This is a genomic window from Fimbriimonadaceae bacterium (assembly GCA_019638775.1).
Classification (GTDB): Bacteria; Armatimonadota; Fimbriimonadia; order Fimbriimonadales; family Fimbriimonadaceae; genus JAHBTD01.
Genome location: JAHBTD010000003.1, coordinates 334,780 through 350,301, shown reverse-complemented (window position 1 = coordinate 350,301; position 15,522 = coordinate 334,780). Strand labels below are relative to the sequence as shown.

The following is a 15,522-nucleotide window of genomic DNA, read 5'->3' as shown; positions in this document are numbered from 1 at the left end:
GCTATTTCGCAGGACGTAGCGAGTCCCAACTTGAGTGCGTGATGAGCTTCTTTACACGACACCGCGTAGCAATGGGTAAAGACCTCCGTTCTCCCGGATGTTGAATCCGGGAGAACGGACAGATTCAAGTTTCCCGTGAGGAAATACTTACTTCACGCCAGCTTTGGTAAGCGTGGCTTTGATGTCGTCAAGATACTCGCCGGTAGCTCTGTAAAGGATCTTCATGTTTTTGTCGACGATGTAATTTGTCGGATAGGCGAGAACTCCGTACTGCTTGGGAATGTCGACCTTAGCATCTTTCATCAGCAGGCATGGCAGAGTGAATTTCCCTTCAGCGTAGTATTTCTTCACAGTTGCCGCGTCATCAAGCAGATTCAAAGTTAGCAGCCCCAGGCCCTTGCCTTTAAGGGAGGTGTTGAGTTTTTCCAGATGTGGGAATTCGATCAAGCATCCCGCACAGCCCCAATACCAAAAATTGAGAAGTGTGGCTTTCTTGTCTTTCACGTACTCGCTGAGCTTGATCGTCTTGCCGTCGTGAGTCTTTAAGGTGAAGTCTGGCGCTTTTGAACCCACTGGGAGAAGCTTGGCTTCAACATCGTCAAGCTCGTCCAGCTTGGTCTCCTTAGCCCCTTTTGGCGGCACCCACGCGAAAGATTTGATATCCAGCTTTTCATTGAGCTTTATGTTCCGGTAAGCGCCTTTGATGACTTGATCGGGCATATTGAGTTCAAATCCGAGGGGGGCTTCACCCTTTGCTTTAAAGTAGAGCTTGACCGTATAGCCTGCGCCTGTAATGCCGATGGGTGGCCCTCCATTGGATTCGAATCCAACAATGAGGAGCCGCCCTGGAATTAGACCGAGGGTGACCGCCGTTACATCCTCTCCATTGACCTTCTCTTTCGTTTCCTTCTTGTACTCGAAATCGCCCTCATCCCCGTAGAAAGCCTCGAACCCAAAGAAGAGGGTGGTGACGAACGGCATACCAGCAGACTTCATCTTGAAGTAGGTTTTGTCTTCTCGATTGAAGTCGTATGAAATTGCACCGTCACTGACACGCTCTGAGCTTTTCGAGACCGAGCGACCCAAGTTTGGCTTCATGAGCTGAAAATCGACCTTGTCACTGAAAGGACCGCCGTCCACGACGAGTGACCCGGTAAGCGTTTGAGCAGACTTAAGCTTTGTCTGCCAGGCCTGCAAGGCGGCTTTTCCGTCGGTCTGATTCAGCATCAGGGCAAATGGCAAAAGGAGACTGATCATACTTTCTTAAACCTCGGTGGTGAATAGAATCAGAACAACGACGACCGTCGTAGTTACTACACGAGTAGTTACGATGGTTGTGCATCGAGAGTTTCCGTTATCCCGCAAATTCTGAAAAATAATGCATCTCTTCTTGCGGAGTAGGTTCGTCAATAACAGCCTCGAACGTGGGCGGGAGAGTGATCAGTCCATAATCGGCTTATGTTCCTATCTGCCGTCACCTGCTTCTTTGCCCTGAATGGTTTTTCGCAGGCTCCCCAACACGTTGCAACGACACCCGTTGAAAGACTCTCGGAGGCTTGGTGGAAACAGCGACACGAGGCTTGTGTTGAGCTCACTAAGAGGGGTGGCGTAGATGTGATTTTTGTAGGCGACTCCATCACTCAAGGCTGGGAAGGAGGCGGGAAGGCGACATGGGATAAGCTTTTTGCCCCTCTAAAGGCCGCAAATTTTGGCTTTTCGGGTGACCGTACTGAGCATGTTCTTTGGCGAATGGAGCACGGGGAAATGGTTGGGTTGAATCCGAAAGTGATTGTGATGATGATCGGCACGAACAACATCGGCCACGGCTCTTCCACCCCCGAGCAGACTGCGGATGGTGTCCGCGCGATTGTCGCTAAGATGCAAGCCAGCTTCAAGAATGCGAAGATTCTTTTGCTTGGCATCTTTCCGCGCGGCTTGACGCCCGAAGATGGGATGCGCATGAAAGTTGCCAAAGCGACGGAGCTATTCATGGGCCTTGACGATGGGAATCATGTGCGATTTTTGGACATCGGGAAGTTCTTTATGCGGGTTGATGGAACCCTGCGCACGACAATGATGCCGGACCTGCTGCATCTCAACGCCGCAGGTTACGAAATCTGGGGCAAAGCTATCGAGCCGACTGTTCGGGAGATGTTGGGGGAGGGCATCGCTCCGTCGATGCCGTAGAGACATGTTATTTCTCACAAAGACACAAAGGTCAAGTTTCGTGAGAAACAACGAATTGAACTTCACACCAAGCTCAACGTCCAACCTGACCATGAGAACCGGACTCTTGCTTTGTACGGGACTACTCGGGCTGACGCTGACGGGATTCCAACGCCAAAACCGCCCTCCAGACAGCCTTAACATCGGCGACGCCGCACCGAAGCTCTCTTTGGGTTCGCTGGACGAGAAGACAAAATTGGAGATCTCCGGCAAGCGCGAAAAGCCGCTGGTGTTGATCTTCGGCAGCTGTACGTGACCACCCTTCCGCCGGTCGGTCGACCGGGTTCAGAAGATTTACACCGAATGGAAATCGAAAGTTGATTTTGCCGTCGTCTACATTCGGGAAGCCCACCCAGATGATGGCTGGCAGGTGCCCCAAAACAAGAAAGACGGCATCGTGATCAATGATCCCAAGACAGAGGCCGAGCGCCGCAAGGTCGCCCAAGACTTCGCCCAGCAGTTCTCGATCAAGCTCCCGATTTATATCGACGGGATGGATGACGCCGCTAATAAAGCCTTCGCTGCATGGCCAGACCGGATCTATGTGATCGACCTAGATGGGAAAGTGGCGTACAAATCCGGGCCTGGTCCAGCGGGCTTCAAGCCAGATGAGATGCTGCCGACGTTGGAGACGCTGACCAAGAGCTGAAAGGGCAGGGCAAGCAAAGCGAGAATCGGGGAGACGGCAAGCTGCCCAATCGCTGACCGAACCCGTTAAAGCCTTGCAATGCGCTCTTGCATGATGCGCGTCATCCGCGCCGTCGTCTTTTCGTCAAGTCCGATTTCTGGTAAGTCAGTCAAGGCTGCCCCGACTCCGTTTGCGATCTGTTCAACCTCCGATTCCACAATCGATGCCTTAAGCCCATGCCTTTCAAAGAATGCGGCAAAGTCGCGCTTCTTGATATTGTCGTCCTTGCCATCTAATTGCAGTGCCATCCTTGTATCCAGATCGGGATAGGCCAGTGTCGAGACAAGGTCGTATGCCGGGGTCAGCGTCAGCGGGCCGTTCTGCTTCCTGCGAAAGACACTGATGTTCTTGGCGTGAAGGTCTCCGTTGCCGATGAGATAGCTGAAGATGCAGAGCTTAGCCAGCTTGTAGAGCGATACGGCTGGTGTGTCGCAGTGCTCGCAAATCGCCTCCGCGATCTCCCTCATTGTCAGCCGATACTTGTCAGCTGAGTAGCGGTTTGCCAACTGACAGGCATCTTCCTGGTGGATTCTCCTGATGGTTCCACTGGCGAGGTCTTCATCCCGGTCAAATCGCCAGACAATCAAGCCGCTACGATCTCGTCGGTCATGAACGATCTCTACTTTTGGCACTGCCATGCCGCACTTTGCACCCAAGTTCAAAAAGAAGTATTCGTTCTCGACGAGACGCGGGTAAGACCTTGGCGCAAGTTTCAAAATAGAAGGCCCGAAGCTTTGAGTAGAACCAATTGGCTGGTTGATACGACCGGCAGACAGCTTCGCCTGCACACCAGGGATGCTCGCATCCCGCGCCCCTGAGACGAACCCCTCTTCAAGCTCGTCGAAGCCTGCCCCCTGAATTTTGGCAAGATCCACGGTGGCGATATCGGGATCGACCGTCTGCCCCGCCGGTACGCCGTAGACGTCTCCAACTGAATCTGGTCCCGCCTCGACAAACAGAGAGAAGAGGTCGTCTCGCGATGTCCGAGCCTTGGCGATGATCGCTTCGAGCCGGAGCCCCTCTGGGAGTAGACCGGCAAAGAAGGTGTGGAGATTGACGCCTTGGGTGATGTAAGGAGATTCGCGATACGGCAGGTGGACCGCAATGCCGCGTAGCGGCTTTTCTTCCCGTGTGAGAAATGCTCTGTCGTACTGGAAAGCCGAACCCTTCGGCGTCCGACGAAGCTCCCCGCAAAGAACTCCGTCGCAGTAGATCGAAACTCTCTCAATTTCCGTCGATCTCAGCATCGACTCTGACCTCCAGCTTTGACTTGCCCGTCTCCAGCGCAAGCTGCAGCCCCAGCACCTGCAACAGATTGAGTAGCTTGTCGAACCTCACCGTCTGCTTGCCGCGCTCCACTTCCGACACAAAGAGCCGAGTGCACCCGGCAAGCTCAGCCGCCTCGGTTTGAGTTAGACCGAGATCTCGCCGCCGCACGCGAATGGCCTTTGCCAGGCGGGTATGCGGCAGAGAAACACCTATCTTTGAATGTGAACGCATATAAATCGGACTCTTCACCCTTATTATGCGACAAGAATCACTATTCTGCATGCGAATGCATTCATTTGCCGCACAGAATCATCCGATGTTCGTATAGAAATGGCTTTGATGCATGCGAACACATGCATCAAAGCCATTTTAAGGCTCCATCGGAATCTTCACGCCCTTTGCCTGCGCCACTTCCGACGCCTTCTCATAACCTGCGTCCACATGCCGGACGATGCCCATACCGGGGTCGGAGGTCAGTACGCGCTCCAGTCGGAAAGCCGAGTTGTCCGTCCCATCCGCGACCACAACCATGCCCGCATGCTGGGAATAACCTATCCCCACGCCACCGCCGTTATGCAGCGACACCCAAGAGGCTCCGGCAGCCGTATTGACAAGCGCGTTCAGCAAGGCCCAGTCTGCAACTGCGTCGGTGCCGTCCTTCATGGCTTCCGTTTCGCGGTTGGGGGAGGCGACGGAGCCGCAGTCCAGGTGGTCGCGCCCGATCACGAGCGGAGCCTGCACTTCGCCTTTTCGCACCAAATCGTTCATCGCCAACCCAAATTCAGCCCGTTCGCCATAACCCAGCCAGCAGATGCGAGACGGCAAGCCTTGGAAGTGAATTCGCTCTTGGGCAAGGGTCATCCACCGCTTCAGGGTCTCGTTGTGGGGGAACATCTCCAAGGCGAGCTTATCGGTTCGGGCTATGTCTTCTGGCGAGCCGGATAACGCCGCCCAGCGGAACGGCCCCTTCCCTTCGCAGAACAGCGGACGGATGTACTCGGGAACGAAGCCGGGGATATCGAAAGCGTTGCGTACACCGGCTTGCTCAGCAAACGCGCGGATGTTATTCCCGTAGTCGAAGGTGACCGCTCCGAGCGACTTAAGATTCAGCATCGCCTGAACGTGAACCCCCATCGCATCTACCGACTTCTTGGTGTACGTCTCGGGGTCGCTTTGCCTCAACTCCTGGGCTTCGGCAAGGGTCATTCCGTTGGGCACGTAGCCGTTAAGCGGGTCGTGGGCGCTGGTCTGGTCGGTAAGGACGTCGGGAACAATCCCGCGCCGGACCATCTCCGGCAGGACATCGGCACAGTTGCCCACCAAGCCGACCGAGATCGCTGGTCTGCCTTCCAGCATTTCCATCGCCTCATCCAGCGTGTAGGCGATCATGTCGCAATAGCCGCTCTTCAGCCGCTTTTCGATGCGGGTGGGGTCCACATCGATGCCAAGGAAGGACGCGCCGTTCATCGTCGCGGCGAGGGGCTGAGCGCCGCCCATGCCTCCCATGCCGCCGCTGACCACTAGCTTGCCCTTCAGCGAGCCGCCAAAGTGCTGGTCGGCGCAGGCCGCGAAGGTCTCAAACGTGCCCTGGACGATCCCCTGCGAGCCGATGTAGATCCACGAGCCCGCCGTCATCTGGCCGTACATCATCAGGCCCTTTCGCTCCAGCTCCAGGAAGTGCTCCCAGTGCGACCACCGCCCCACCAGATTCGAGTTGGCGATGAGGACGCGAGGGGCAAGGTCGTGGGTGTGGAAAATGCCGACCGGCTTGCCGGATTGGACCAGCAGCGTCTCGTCGTTCTCCAGACTCTGCAGCGAGCGCACGATGGCGTGGAAGCAGTCCCAGTTCCGCGCGGCCTTCCCGGTACCCCCATAGACGATAAGGTCGTCGGGGCGCTCGGCGACCTCGGGGTCGAGGTTGTTCATGAGCATCCGCATGGCGGCTTCCTGGTGCCAGCCTTTGCAGCATAGTTGGGTTCCTCGGGGGGCGCGGACAGGGGTCTTTGTTGGCATACGCATATTGTACGCGGAGCGAGACCTCCCTCCCCCGACTCCTCCCTCCATTTCCCAAAAATGGAGGGAGGGGAGATCAGAGCTAGTTGCCCGGCGTCTTCTTGCCTGCTTCCTTCAACAGCCCGTCGATCATCTCTTTCTTCTTCTCAAACGAAACCGAGGACGGGTGCATGCCCGCATAGCGGACCTTGCCGGCGGCGTCGATAATCGCCATGCTGGGGATGCCGTACACGCCGAAATCGGGATTGAAGACGTCCTGCTTGCTGAACGCCACATCCCACGTGACCTCCTTGGCCTTCATCCAGTCCGGCATTAGATTCATCTCTTTTTCTGGATTGCCTTTGCAGTCAATCTGCGGCTCCTCCTTGCTCAGACCTAATACCGAACCCTGGATGCTGGTCACACCCAAAACGACGACGTCGTAGCCCTTGTAGTGTGCTTGAACTTCACGAATCTTCGGGAAAGACGCGATGCATGGTCCGCACCAGGTGGCCCAGAAGTCTATGATAACAACCTTGCCTTTGAGATCGGCGAGGGTCTTGGTACCAGGAATCGAAGACCAGATGAACTCCATGCTGGGAGCATCGTAACCAACCAGCTCGCCCTTTGCGGAAGCACCGTTGATCTGCATGCTAATCTTCCTGAGCCACTCCTTCTGCTTCTCGTCGGGTGCATTCTCGCCATTAAGCTTCAACGCGCCTTCCACACAGGCCGCGATCTTCTTTCGCGCGGCTTGTCGCTCGGTGCCTTCCTTCGTCATGCTCTGTACAAGTCCCCAGTAGTCGCTTGCCGCCATGGCGGTCTTTGCTGTGGGGTTTGCCGCCATCCGGTCGCCCAACGATAGGATCACGCCCTTATGCTTGAGGCGCAGGTCAGCGGGGCACAAACTGAAGGCATTCAATGCCGCGCTCATTTCATTGGATGCCAGTAGGTCATTCAATTTAGGATGAGCGAAGAAAGCTTCAGCGTACTTAGCACGGTCTTCGCCGCTCAGCGAAGTGTCGTCGTACCGACCTCCTCCTGTCACGGTAAGGACGAGCGCTGAAGCCCATGCCCCTTCGACAGTTGGAGCCTTTGCAAGAATGTCCAGCCTTGACTTGGTTTTGCTGATCCACTTTTCGTAGGCGAACATGCTGAAGTTCGATAGTTCGTCGATCTCCGCGACAGACAGCTTGTCAATCTCAATCTTGGAGAAGAAGTTGTCGTGAAGGACTTCGATATCCTTGACGGTCACGTTGCCCCTATTGAACAGTTCCTCTCGCTTGGCCTTGTAGTCAGCAAAGGCCGACTTGAAGTCGGAAGCCAGAATGAATCCGGCACAGACGCAGAGGATTGCCGCGACAAGCGCGGACACAGCGAACATCTTTCTTATTTTCATCATCACATCTCCGACAGTGCAAACTTTTTAGCACTTTACCGTTCGGATTGCGACTTTCGTTCCTGTAGCTGCAAAAAGTGCTTTGCGATTGTTCTGTGGGAAGGGATTTTGCAAGGCTGCGGCGAATTAGCCCGGAATGACAGAAGCTGTCGATTCAGCACCATGGTGGAAGGGACTCACCAAGACGATGTGGCTCGTCCTGATCGTGGCTTGGCTGGGGTGGGTCTTCGACATCTTCGACTCCGCACTGTTCGCCTTTGCCAAAGGGCCGATGCTCAAGGAACTGCTTTCCACGCCTGACGCAATGGCGCGAAAAGACGAGATTGACGGTCTGATGCAACTCGTGTTCTTGATTGGCTGGGCAATCGGTGGACTCATCTTCGGAGTGATGGCTGATCGGTGGGGTCGTGCCCGCACCATGACCCTGACCATTCTCCTCTACTGCCTCTTCACAGGGCTCACCGGACTTTGCCAGACATGGGAGCAGGTTGCCGTTATCCGATTCCTTACGGCCTTGGGCATCGGCGGAGAGTGGGCGGCCGGTGCGGCGTTAATCGCCGAGACGGTGCCCAACAAAGCCCGGGCGGGGGCTGCGGCCCTCTTGCAGACCGCCGCAGCGTTCGGGCCCTGGCTGGCATCTCTGGCGAACTATGCCCTTACGTCGGCTTGGGCCGCCTACGAACTCGATCAGGCAACCTTTTGGCGATGGCTGTTTGTCGTTGGTATCCTGCCGGCATTCTTGACCGTCGTCATACGTTTCAAGATCAAGGAGCCGGAAAGATGGACTGAGGCCCAAAAGCAAGAGTCGAAGACAAGCACCCTTGAGCCGATCAAAGAGATGTTCGTACACCCGATATGGAGACGCAACGTCATCGTCGCAATGATTATTGGCGCCGTAGGGATTGCAGGAGCAGGCAACATCGCCTACTGGCTTCCAAACTTGGTTGAGCAGGTGAGCAAGGGACTCAGCCCAGAAGACATCAGCGCAAGGAAGTCATACGCGACGAGCATTATGCATGTCGGCACCTTCCTTGGCGTGTTGCTTGTGCCGTGGTTGTGCACGAAGGTCGGACGCAGACCAACTCTATTTGCGTTCTTTATCCTTGCTCCCATAAGCGTATTTGTGGCTCTCAATATTGGCTTTAGCTATACCAATCTGCTGGTCTTCGGTCCTCTGATGGCCTTCCTTGCGATCGGCCTGACAGCAACCTTTGGGCTGTACTTCCCCGAGCTGTTCCCAACTCGATTTCGAGCAACGGGCAGCGGTTTTGCCTACAACGTGGCGAGGATCATGCAGGCGCCCTTACCCTGGCTCACAGGGTTGTTGATCGCCGCAGGAAGAGGCTCGCCCGCGCACGGAGTAACGCTTGCGGCAGGTGTGTACCTGATAGGATTGCTTGCCCTTCCCTTTGCGCCAGAGACGAAAGGGAAAGAGTTGCCGGAGGGGTAGGGGCAGGACGGTGTGGGTGTTGAGTACTAAGTATTGAGATTGGGCTCAACGCTTAGTACTCAACACTCGATCAAAGCACGCCAGCCTGTCTCAGCAGCGGATAGTGGCAAGCTTTGAACTTCTTACCGCTTCCGCACGGGCAGACATCATTTCGGCCAACTTTCTTCCAGTCGATCGAATCTAGATCGACCTGAGAACTTGATGTCATCGACTTCATCGTAGGCTGAGCGCCTGCGGCAACCGCGACGGGCTCCTCCTCCACACGCACCATCTGTGGGGTGTCATCTGCCGGTCGACCAGCCTGCTGCTGTTCAATCTCGGCTCGGAAGATGGTTCGGACAGCGTGATCGCGGATCAATCGCAGCGTAGTTTGGAAAAGATCGTACGTCTCCTTTTTGTAAGCCACGAGCGGGTCCTGCTGTGCGTATGATCGCAAGTTAATGCCTTCTCGAATGTAGTCGATCATTTGGAGGTGATCCATCCACTTGTCGTTTACAGCGTGAAGCATGACTTGCTGTTCGAGATAACCCATCATCTCATCGCCAAGGCGCTCGGCCTTGCGTCGATATTCGTCCATCGCGAGCTTGGTGCAGTAATCTTCCAGTCGCTCGTCCGGCGGAATCGCCTCAAGGTCTGAAACCTTGGCATAGTCGAGAAGCGGAAACACATCGTTCAGTTCTTCGTAGAGGTTCTCGTAGTCGTACACTCGAACGCCGTTGTCGTCGAAGTCCCAACTATTGCGTACCAACTCGGTGACCATGTCCTTGACGTAAGTGATCACATCTTCGCGGATGTGTTTGCCCAATAGAATGTCGCGGCGCATGCCATACACATGCTCGCGTTGGGCGTTTAGAACGTCGTCGTATTCGAGAACGTGCTTACGGGCTTCGAAGAAGTGGTTTTCAATCCTTTCCTGGGTTTTCTCGATCATCTTGCTCAGGAACTTCGCATTGACCTCTTCGAGCTCGGGCCAAGCCTTGAGCATTGGGTTTTCCAGCATCTTCGCATTAAAGATCTTCCAAAGCTGGTCCTCTAGCGAGACGAAGAATCGGCTTTCGCCAGGGTCGCCTTGACGGCCAGCTCGTCCACGAAGCTGGTTATCAATACGACGGCTTTCGTGTCGTTCGGTACCGAGGATATACATTCCACCTCGATCTCGAACCTCGTCCGCTCTGTCGCTTCTCTCTTGATCGCTCAGAGGCAGTGGGGGGGCAGCGCGCTCTTTGCCGCCACGTCGGAAGCTCGCGAATGTAGACGCGAAGTCCTGCTCGAAGTGAGCGTCGCCCTTGGAATCTCTTGCTTTGACGACAAGGTCGTCCTGAACACGACCACCGAGGAGGATGTCCACACCACGACCGGCCATGTTGGTCGCGATTGTGACGCCACCCTTACGACCAGCTTCGGCGATAATGATGGCTTCCCGTTCGTGGAATTTCGCATTAAGGACGTTGTGGGGGATACCATGCCGAAGCGCTTCGTCTAAGAATTCGCGGTCATCTTCATCGAGCTTGAACTGCTCAAGACAAAACTCAATGGAAGCGTCTGAAAGGGCGTCGGTATCGACATCCATCTTGCTGAAGATGCTTGCATAGTCCTGCTTCTTGGCCTCCTTCAATGGCTCGACAACGATACGCTCAGCATCCTCTTTTAGCTCTTTGGGAACGTCTTTCTTGACCTCAAGATGGTGCCGCAGACGAGCCGAAAGCACAAGCTTTTGCAGAATGTCTGCCTCAAGTCGAGACGAAACGCGCTCGGACATTTCAATCGAACGTGTCCCGACCAGCACAGGCTGCTGCTTGGTGTACAGCCGCAGAATCTCCCAAGCGATACCCCTAAACTTTGCCTCTTCCGATTTGAAGATGATGTCGGGCTGATCCTTACGGATCATGGGACGGTGGGTTGGCACGGTAACCACGTCAAGGCCGTAGATTTTGCGGAACTCGTCCTCTTCGGTCTTGGCCGTACCCGTCATACCGGAGAGCTTGTTATAGAGTCGGAATAGGTTTTGGAACGTGATGACGGCGATGGTCTGGCTTTCGCGCTGAACCGGCACCTTCTCCTTCGCCTCAAGCGCTTGATGCAATCCATCAGAGAGCCTTCGCCCAAACATCAGACGGCCCGTATTCTCGTCAACGAGGATAACTTCACCCGCACGAACGACGTATTCGACGTCCTTGTCAAATAGGGCATAGGCTTTAACAGCCGCGTTCACGTGGTGCATCAACTTTGGCTCATTCGCCAGGTTGCCAATGTCCAGCAACTCCTCCGCAAGGTCCATGCCCTCTTCGGTCATGCTTACCGAGTGGTTTTTCTTGTCGAACGTGTAATGCTCTTCGTTCTTAAGATTGCGAACCACAGCGTCCACGCGCATATAAAGCGAGACATCGTCCATAGACGGACCGCTGATGATGTGTGGAGTACGTGCCTCGTCGATGAGGATTGAGTCGACCTCGTCGATGATCGCGTAGTTAAGGGTTCGTTGGTTGAGAACATCAACCGAGAACGCCATATTGTCGCGCAGATAATCAAAACCGTACTCGTGGTTCGTGCCATAGACGATGTCGCAAAGGTAGGCTTCGCGCCTGCTGCAGGGAACCAGATTCAGGTAGCGTGGGTCGCCCGTCTCGTCAGCACCTGGAACGTAGCGATAGCTTCCACCGCGCTCATCGTTGTCTTCACCGTGGCCCTGAATAATGCCGATCGTCATGCCAAGGGTGTGATAGATCGGCCCCATCCAAACGGCGTCGCGACGAGCAAGGTAGTCATTAACCGTAACGAGGTGGGTGCCTAGCCCGGTGAGCGCATTCAGATACATCGGCGCCACGGCGACGAGCGTCTTACCTTCACCCGTTTTCATTTCGGCGATTCGGCCTTGATGAAGCACAACACCACCGACCATCTGCACGTCGAACTGGCGCATGCCGAGAGTCCGACGACTTACTTCGCGGACGGCAGCAAAGGCTTCGGGCAAAAGCTGGTCGAGTGTTTCACCGTCGGCCAGACGCTTTTTGAATTCAACGGTTTTTGCGGAGAGCTCCGCGTCGGACAACGATTCCATCGCCGGCTCAAACTCATTAATGGCTTGAACGATTGGCTGGATGCCGACAACATCCTTTTTGCTGGTGTCGAAATATTTACGTAGAAATTGCATGGCTTTGAATTGGAATTCGGGTCGAGGCGCACGACGGCGCGGCACAACGAGGCGAAGAATCGCCTATCGCGGGCCGTCTCGAGTACGTGAATTCGCAATAAAGCCGTCGTGAACTGTGCCGACCGCACTAGGTTGTGGCGGTGGCGCGAGGCAAGCGGTGTCGGTGTCCGGCTGCACCGAAGGCGACGCCGATTCCAGCTCGGCATAGAGGCTTGCTATGGCCTCTAGCAGCTTTCCAAAGTCTTGCTTGGACGCGCGAATGGCGCTCAGCGCAACGGCAGGCGAAGCGTTAGACAGACTGCCTTGGTTTGCACTTTGGCGGTGCTCTGTGTGCTGGATGCCCATCGAGCGAAGCAAAGCAACCGCTTCGGGACATTTTCCGGCATGCGCCATCTTCTCCAAGCCACCAGGGCCTTGAAGGAGCAGAATAAGCAGTGCAGGAACGATGTGGAGCATGACGCTTCGGTGTTCGCGTTGTGCGAACACTGAATTATAGAACCTTCAAGCAGCAAAACGGTACCGCAAGTTCCATGACAGTGGGACCCTATCCGCCAGGAACCTTCATCCCAGCCTTCCTCCCCCTCTCGATGTAGTCCTTCTTGAGCATCCTATACCGATCTTGCTCAGGCTTTGATATTTGTGAGTTCTTGATAGCCTCATCGAAGTAAAACATCAGGTGATTAAAGGACTCCTGTTTTTTGCTCCGTATCCAGTGCCCTGCATATACAGCCACACCTGTTACGGATAAAATTTCATTTCTTAAGGGTAGTTCCTTGTAGAGTTCATCGGCAAATCTTGCCATCCTATCATGAATGCTTGGAATGTATCCGTCAAATCCCTTAAGATCAATGTAACGCCAACGAACCAAAGGGTCTTTTGACCACTTCGACAGCAATCTGATCATTAAAGGCTCTAAACCATTATCTTCATCTTGCTTAATAGCAACGCATGCAGCTACGCGCACATATTCATAAGAAGGAGGAGCAGGTACAAAACGAACGAGGTCGGTCACCCACGGAGCGTGCTTCTGGCACTCCGTAGGAAAGTAAGCCCAAAGAGCCATCGCCCAGTATGCCTCCAGAGGCTTCACATCTTTGAACCGATTCGCCTTTACCTTCTTTTCCACAGGCGGCAGATACTTATCCACCCAGCTCCCGATTGTTTCGAGATTCGGTACGTCTGTGTGCCACTTCATCTGCTCAAGCTTCTCACGAACCTTGCGGAACTCTGTGTCGTCGTACGTCCACTTCGTACTCACCCACGAAGGGGGCCAGCTTGGCTTGGGTGTATGACCACCGCGCGGCGTCTGCTGCGCAACGGAAATCGCGATCAGCCCAACGAGAAAGACAACCCCAGATGGCTTCCGGAGCTTCATGCTCCTCCTCCTTGTCTGGTATCGAATGTGAACTTGTAGTACGCGGAACCAAAACCAAGCGGGGTGCTTTTTGTGTCAGATGTCTGGAAGACATAGCCGCCATGCCCCCAGTTATCTACCATGTATTTGTGGAAGTTGTAGATGCGACGATAGTCCAATTTCCAGTAGTAAATCCCAAGATTCCCATCCATTAGAGCATCCTTGAGCGCAGACAGCTTTTGCGGATCACTATAATCAGCTTCGCTTATCGCGCCGTATCCGGGAACATTAATTGCCGGCCTCACTATCAAAGTATCACACTGCCCTGTGTTTGCATCGGTTCTCCGCAAGTTGACCGCAGGCTCGGCATCATCCCAGCCGACAGACAGCCCTGACAGCGTCCCATTCACTAAAAATGCAGTGATCGCTTCAACAAACGGCGTCGGCTCTATCACAGATACTACGAAGAAAAGCGCTACAAGCGCTTGAACTCCAGAGTCGAACGTATCAAACTTTATCTTGCCGAGTTCAACATCACTGAAGTCACAATCCGCAGCGCCAGCGGTGATCCAGCCCGTTACTGGAATACCGTTACTCGGAGGCTCGAAACTCATTCCAGGCGGAGTCAGATAGGACTCGCCTACCTTAAGATCGTACCACTGTGAGCTCACCTGCCCATCTGGCTCTGCATTGCGATGAAAAAAGACATTCCGTATGCTTTCGCCGACAAGCCCATCGGATCCCCAGGTCCATTTGAATTTTACCAGTGTTGAGTCCTTAGCATGCCCAGGATACTGGCTAAGTTTGGCCTGTGAAGTGCCAGGATATTGAATGTAAAAGCTTGGCCTCGTAAAGCGCCTGCCCCTGTGTGTGATTTGGTCGATATTCGTTCCGTCATAAGTGCCGGCTGACGGGTAGTCGTCGGGGTATTCCATCGGGTAGCCAAGTGACCAAGTCCAATCATAGGAGTCGCCAACGTAGTAGGGGCCTACAAGTCCAACACAACTCAATATCTCGTACAAAACGATCTGAGTGTCGATAAAGCTATTCACAACACGATCATCCTGTTTCAACCCAACATGCCACTCCATGTAATCTGTAGAGTCACTAGGAAAATAGAGTGGTGTCACTTCTGGTATTGAAGGAAAGAAGCTGAAAACTCTATTCCTCCAGTAGAGATCGTGCTCTGAGCCCGAATAATATGTGTAATCATCTTGCGGCAAAACTATCTGCCAATCATTGAGCCAATCAAAAGTCTTCTTTTTGAGAGGAGTGCCGAAAACCTGGGTTGTCAACATGACATCCCGATTGTCAATTTCGCATTGAAGTGATGGCGCTCCGGCACTGAGTGTAAATGTGCCTATCGCTATCCTCTCCAAACTTGCAGCCTGATCCACAACAAGTTCGCCTTCTCCATTTTCGTCTATCTTGACTTTCCGCAAAACGTGTCCAGGCGTATACTTATGCCAACTATAAAGATGACTTCCATCTTCAACTGCCAAGCCCAACCCTGTGTCTAAATTCCAAGAATCAGGAGCAGTAGCGGCCAGTGTGCTAAACCCATTGGTGCCAATATAGCCTGCTGAGGCAACCTTTAATCGCAAAGTACCAGGAACAGTTCCCGAACCTCTCCACTTATACTTGACCTTAATTGTGCCTTGTGAATGAATAGAAACTGTTTGAACGTACGGCGTGCCGTTTGTTGCACTGGAGCCTAACCACTGACTCCAAGGCAAAGTTATGTTTGACTGGACCGCTTGACCGTTTTCGTCCATCGCCCAGCTAACGGTGGTAGTCGTTCCATGATACTCCGACTTAACGCACCAATCAGCTGATATCCCGTCATATCCTGCAGGACACCCACCACCGGCTACTTGCGGACTTTTGCCTAAAGCAATGGCGATGAGAGGGAGGAAAAGAAAGCAGGCTGCGCCCACTACAATTAGTCGTCTGTGCATCATAGAGTCCTTCAGGCGTCGAGCAGGAACAGCGT

General features: G+C 54.1%; 13 protein-coding genes. 4 read left to right on the top strand and 9 right to left on the bottom strand.

The features are described 5' to 3' along the window. Nucleotides 1-147: 147 nt before the first annotated feature. On the bottom strand, nt 148-1,257 hold the full coding sequence (locus KF784_13200) for a redoxin domain-containing protein (GenBank protein ID MBX3120016.1): 1,110 nt from the start codon (nt 1,255-1,257) through the stop codon (nt 148-150). Nucleotides 1,258-1,458: 201 nt separating this feature from the next. Here KF784_13200 and KF784_13195 point away from each other — a divergent pair, with 201 nt between their 5' ends. From KF784_13195 to KF784_13185, 3 genes are all read left to right on the top strand, one after another. Continuing rightward, complete coding sequence (locus tag KF784_13195) at nt 1,459-2,187, top strand: hypothetical protein (protein MBX3120015.1); 729 nt, start codon at nt 1,459-1,461, stop codon at nt 2,185-2,187. A gap of 91 nt (nt 2,188-2,278) precedes the next feature. Beyond that, nucleotides 2,279-2,482, top strand: coding sequence for a hypothetical protein (locus KF784_13190; GenBank protein ID MBX3120014.1), 204 nt, complete (start codon nt 2,279-2,281; stop codon nt 2,480-2,482). A 36-nt stretch (nt 2,483-2,518) separates the two neighbouring features. Further along, nucleotides 2,519-2,875, top strand: a complete 357-nt coding sequence (locus tag KF784_13185; GenBank protein MBX3120013.1) for a hypothetical protein — start codon at nt 2,519-2,521, stop codon at nt 2,873-2,875. 65 nt (nt 2,876-2,940) lie between these two features. Here the strand turns inward: KF784_13185 and KF784_13180 are convergent, their stop codons facing one another. From KF784_13180 to KF784_13165, 4 genes are all read right to left on the bottom strand, one after another. Then, nucleotides 2,941-4,161 (bottom strand): HipA domain-containing protein, encoded by a 1,221-nt coding sequence (locus KF784_13180; GenBank protein MBX3120012.1) that lies wholly within the window; start codon nt 4,159-4,161, stop codon nt 2,941-2,943. Further along, nucleotides 4,139-4,414 (bottom strand): helix-turn-helix domain-containing protein, encoded by a 276-nt coding sequence (locus KF784_13175; GenBank protein MBX3120011.1) that lies wholly within the window; start codon nt 4,412-4,414, stop codon nt 4,139-4,141. The genes KF784_13180 and KF784_13175 overlap by 23 nt, the downstream gene beginning before the upstream one ends. 138 nt (nt 4,415-4,552) lie before the next feature. Further along, nucleotides 4,553-6,196: a urocanate hydratase gene (hutU, locus tag KF784_13170; protein ID MBX3120010.1), complete on the bottom strand. Its 1,644-nt coding sequence runs from the start codon at nt 6,194-6,196 to the stop codon at nt 4,553-4,555. An 82-nt stretch (nt 6,197-6,278) separates the two neighbouring features. After that, complete coding sequence (locus tag KF784_13165; protein ID MBX3120009.1) at nt 6,279-7,577, bottom strand: TlpA family protein disulfide reductase; 1,299 nt, start codon at nt 7,575-7,577, stop codon at nt 6,279-6,281. Between the two features lie 133 nt (nt 7,578-7,710). Between KF784_13165 and KF784_13160 the strand changes: the two genes are divergently transcribed. Beyond that, nucleotides 7,711-9,024 carry an MFS transporter gene (locus KF784_13160; GenBank protein MBX3120008.1) on the top strand — a complete coding sequence of 438 codons (1,314 nt, stop codon included), beginning with the start codon at nt 7,711-7,713 and terminating at the stop codon, nt 9,022-9,024. Nucleotides 9,025-9,094: 70 nt separating this feature from the next. Here KF784_13160 and KF784_13155 read toward each other — a convergent pair whose 3' ends face one another. The 4 genes from KF784_13155 to KF784_13140 all read right to left on the bottom strand — a co-directional run bounded on the left by KF784_13155 (nt 9,095) and on the right by KF784_13140 (nt 15,304). Then, the gene (locus KF784_13155) at nt 9,095-12,175 is read right to left on the bottom strand and encodes a preprotein translocase subunit SecA (protein MBX3120007.1); all 3,081 of its coding nucleotides are present in this window, start codon (nt 12,173-12,175) and stop codon (nt 9,095-9,097) included. Nucleotides 12,176-12,238: 63 nt separating this feature from the next. Next, nucleotides 12,239-12,661, bottom strand: coding sequence for a hypothetical protein (locus KF784_13150; GenBank protein ID MBX3120006.1), 423 nt, complete (start codon nt 12,659-12,661; stop codon nt 12,239-12,241). Nucleotides 12,662-12,719: 58 nt separating this feature from the next. Beyond that, the gene (locus tag KF784_13145) at nt 12,720-13,550 is read right to left on the bottom strand and encodes a hypothetical protein (protein ID MBX3120005.1); all 831 of its coding nucleotides are present in this window, start codon (nt 13,548-13,550) and stop codon (nt 12,720-12,722) included. Next, nucleotides 13,547-15,304, bottom strand: a complete 1,758-nt coding sequence (locus KF784_13140) for a hypothetical protein (GenBank protein MBX3120004.1) — start codon at nt 15,302-15,304, stop codon at nt 13,547-13,549. Before KF784_13140 ends, KF784_13145 begins: the two co-directional genes overlap by 4 nt. Nucleotides 15,305-15,522: the final 218 nt, after the last annotated feature.

Excerpts from the sequence above, each read along its gene's own strand:
- KF784_13200 (MBX3120016.1), bottom strand. The coding sequence starts at position 1,257 with ATGATCAGTCTCCTTTTGCCATTTGCCCTGATGCTGAATCAGACCGAC.
- KF784_13195 (MBX3120015.1), top strand. The coding sequence starts at position 1,459 with ATGTTCCTATCTGCCGTCACCTGCTTCTTTGCCCTGAATGGTTTTTCG.
- KF784_13190 (MBX3120014.1), top strand. The coding sequence starts at position 2,279 with ATGAGAACCGGACTCTTGCTTTGTACGGGACTACTCGGGCTGACGCTG.
- KF784_13180 (MBX3120012.1), bottom strand. The coding sequence starts at position 4,161 with ATGCTGAGATCGACGGAAATTGAGAGAGTTTCGATCTACTGCGACGGA.
- KF784_13175 (MBX3120011.1), bottom strand. The coding sequence starts at position 4,414 with ATGCGTTCACATTCAAAGATAGGTGTTTCTCTGCCGCATACCCGCCTG.
- hutU (MBX3120010.1), bottom strand. The coding sequence starts at position 6,196 with ATGCCAACAAAGACCCCTGTCCGCGCCCCCCGAGGAACCCAACTATGC.
- KF784_13165 (MBX3120009.1), bottom strand. The coding sequence starts at position 7,577 with ATGATGAAAATAAGAAAGATGTTCGCTGTGTCCGCGCTTGTCGCGGCA.
- KF784_13160 (MBX3120008.1), top strand. The coding sequence starts at position 7,711 with ATGACAGAAGCTGTCGATTCAGCACCATGGTGGAAGGGACTCACCAAG.
- KF784_13155 (MBX3120007.1), bottom strand. The coding sequence starts at position 12,175 with ATGCAATTTCTACGTAAATATTTCGACACCAGCAAAAAGGATGTTGTC.
- KF784_13145 (MBX3120005.1), bottom strand. The coding sequence starts at position 13,550 with ATGAAGCTCCGGAAGCCATCTGGGGTTGTCTTTCTCGTTGGGCTGATC.
- KF784_13140 (MBX3120004.1), bottom strand. The coding sequence starts at position 15,304 with ATGGACGAAAACGGTCAAGCGGTCCAGTCAAACATAACTTTGCCTTGG.